Source organism: Streptomyces millisiae (assembly GCF_031845425.1).
Taxonomy (GTDB): Bacteria; Actinomycetota; Actinomycetes; order Streptomycetales; family Streptomycetaceae; genus Streptomyces; species Streptomyces millisiae.
In genome coordinates this window covers 1-2,738 of the sequence record NZ_JAVREM010000147.1, presented here as the reverse complement: position 1 = coordinate 2,738, position 2,738 = coordinate 1, and the positions used below count along the sequence as shown (strand labels likewise).

Here is a 2,738-nt window from a genome sequence, read left to right as displayed (position 1 = left end):
ACACCCACCGCCGCCAGGCGGAGCCGGCGGCTGCGCCGCCCGGCGTTCCGGCGGAGGGGGAAAGGCCCTATCGGACGGACAGTTCCGTGCCGGTTGGGTCCACCAGGGTTCGGTCTCCGATCGGGGTGTCCAGTGTCAGTTCGCCCGTCTGCTCCTCGGCCAGGGCGATGCACTCGCGGCCCGGCTGTGGGTCGACCGGCTCGACGCTCACCTGGACCGTGTCCTCCGACTCCTCCGCGACCAGCCGGTGCTCGTCGCAGACGCCGGCCCAGAAGGTGACCGTCAGCGACGTGTCGTCCTGCTCGTAGGACTCCACCGACATGCCGGTGTCCAGGTCCTGCTCGCCGCCCTCGCCCGGGTTCGCCGGGGCGCTGCCCTCGCCGGTCTCGGCGGGGTCCGCCGGGCGGTACTCGACCGCCGGCCAGCTGGCCTCGGCCGGGCCGGCGTCCGGCAGCGCGATCTCGAAGAGCCAGGACGGCACCAGCACCGGCTCGCCCTCCGACTGGTGCAGGACCAGGCCGAGTTCTGCCGTCGTCTCCGCCGACTCCGGCTTGTCGTCCGTGACCGCGCCGCACTCCAGCGGCTCGTCGTCCATCGGCGGCACCGGCGCCGGCTCGCCCTCGGCGAACGGCATGGGCTCGGCGACGCCCGCGCACTGCGGCTCCGCGGAGCCGACCGCCGGCCGGTTCGGGTCCGAGTTGTAGGCGTCGAGCGCCTGCCGCGCGCCGACCGTCGAGTGCTCCTCGGCCGCCTCCGGCAGGGCCAGGGCGCCCATGGCGCCCTGGAGCGCGCCGTCCGGGCCGACATAGAGCGTCGTCTCGAGCCCGACCGTCGGCAGCCCGTCGAGCAGCGGCACCGCCTCGACCGTCCGCAGCGGCCCCTCCACCGTGTCGGCGTCGATCCGGGCCGTGTCCTCGTCGAGGCCGAGCGCCGTCAGCACCGGCTCGGCCGCGCGCAGCGCCTCCGCCGCGTCGACCGGGTCGCCCTCGAGCGGCGCCAACTGGCGCTCCTCGCTGAGCCCGGGGCCGTAGGTCCAGGTGCCCGGCGCCTCGGGCCGGACCACGAGCGACGCCAGCGTGGCGTCGTCGGTGGGCGTCAGCAGGGTCCCGTCGTCCTGCTCGGTGAGCTCGCGCTCCACCCCGAGCGCCGTCGCCAGCTCCTCCGCCGCCTCCCGCGACACCGTCCGCTCCGGGTAGCGGTAGACGGCCGCGATCTCCGGCGCGCTCGGCAGCTCGCCGGCCGGCACGAGGGTCGCGATCCCGAGGCCGGGCGCCCCCACCGCGTCGTCGAGCACCAACTCGGCCGCCGACGTTCCGCCCTCGCCGCCGGACGACGGCGTCGCGGGTTCTGAGCCGTCGTCGCCCCACAGGCTCTGCGCCCCGTACAGGCCGCCCGCGATCAGCGTGACGGCGGCCGCGACCGCCGTCACCGCCGGCCACCGCCGGCGCTTCGACTCGTCCGGTTCCTCCGGCGTCTCGACGCTCTCCTCGTCAACCACGCTTCTCTCCCCGCTGGTCGCGCTGATCAGTCATGTGATATGCCCGTTGGACGGCGATCGGCCGAACCCGGTTCCCGGTCCCCGGCTGCGGATAGCCTTGGGGCTTCCGACGCAGATCTCCCAGGAGCGAGACACATCGTGCGCATCGCCGTATCCGGTTCCATCGCCAACGACCATCTGATGACCTTCCCGGGCCGCTTCGCCGACCAGCTCGTCGGCGACCAGCTGCACACGGTCTACCTGTCGTTCCTGGTCGACACGCTCGAGGTGCGGCGCGGCGGCGTGGGCGCCAACATCTGCTTCGGCATGGGGCAGTTGGGTGCCAACCCGGTCCTGGTCGGCTCCGCCGGCGCCGACTTCGACGAGTACCGGGCCTGGCTCGACCGGCACGGCGTGGACACCAGTTCCGTCCGCATCTCGGAGATACTGCACACCGCGCGCTTCGTCTGCACCACGGACGCCGACCACAACCAGATCGGCTCCTTCTACACCGGCGCCATGAGCGAGGCCCGGCTGATCGAGCTCAAGACCGTGGCCGACCGGGTCGGCGGCCTGGACCTGGTGCACATCGGCGCCGACGACCCCGAGGCGATGCTGCGCCACACAGAGGAGTGCCGCACCCGGGGCATCCCGTTCGCCGCCGACTACTCCCAGCAGCTCGCCCGGATGGAGGGCGAGGAGATCAGGACCCTGACCGAGGGCGCGGCCTACCTCTTCAACAACGAGTACGAGAAGGCGCTCATCGAGACCAAGACCGGCTGGTCCGCCCAGGAGGTGCTGGAGCGGGTCGGTGTCTGGGTCACCACCCTCGGCGCGCGCGGCGTCCGCATCGAGCGGCTGGGCGAGCCGACCATCGAGGTCAGCTGCCCCGAGGAGGACGTCAAGGCCGACCCGACCGGCGCCGGCGACGGCTTCCGCGCCGGCTTCCTCGCCGGGCTCGCCTGGGGCGCCTCGCTCGAGCGCAGCGCCCAGGTCGGCTGCATGGTGGCCACCCTCGTCATCGAGACCGTCGGCACCCAGGAGTACACCCTCAACCGCGGCCCGTTCATAGAGCGGTTCGCCAAGGCCTACGGCGAGGAGGCGGCCGACGAGGTCCGCCCCCACCTCGTCTAGGCCCAATGCCGGTGACTTAGGTAGTTGTGTCTCGCTGGGTGATGGTGATGGTGTCCGGTGGGGGTGGTGTCTGGTTGCGATGCTCGGCCCGTTTGAGCGGCCAGTTGGACATCTTGCGTTTGATCAC

At 72.8% G+C, this 2,738-nt stretch carries 2 protein-coding genes; one reads left to right on the top strand and one right to left on the bottom strand.

The genetic code is table 11. The annotated features are described in order from the left end of the window. Positions 1 to 67 precede the first annotated feature (67 nt). Positions 68 to 1,498, bottom strand: a complete 1,431-nt coding sequence (locus RNC47_RS35880) for a hypothetical protein (protein ID WP_311605029.1) — start codon at positions 1,496 to 1,498, stop codon at positions 68 to 70. A 138-nt stretch (positions 1,499 to 1,636) separates the two neighbouring features. Here RNC47_RS35880 and RNC47_RS35875 point away from each other — a divergent pair, with 138 nt between their 5' ends. Further along, positions 1,637 to 2,611 (top strand): carbohydrate kinase family protein, encoded by a 975-nt coding sequence (locus RNC47_RS35875; protein ID WP_311605027.1) that lies wholly within the window; start codon positions 1,637 to 1,639, stop codon positions 2,609 to 2,611. Positions 2,612 to 2,738 lie beyond the last annotated feature (127 nt).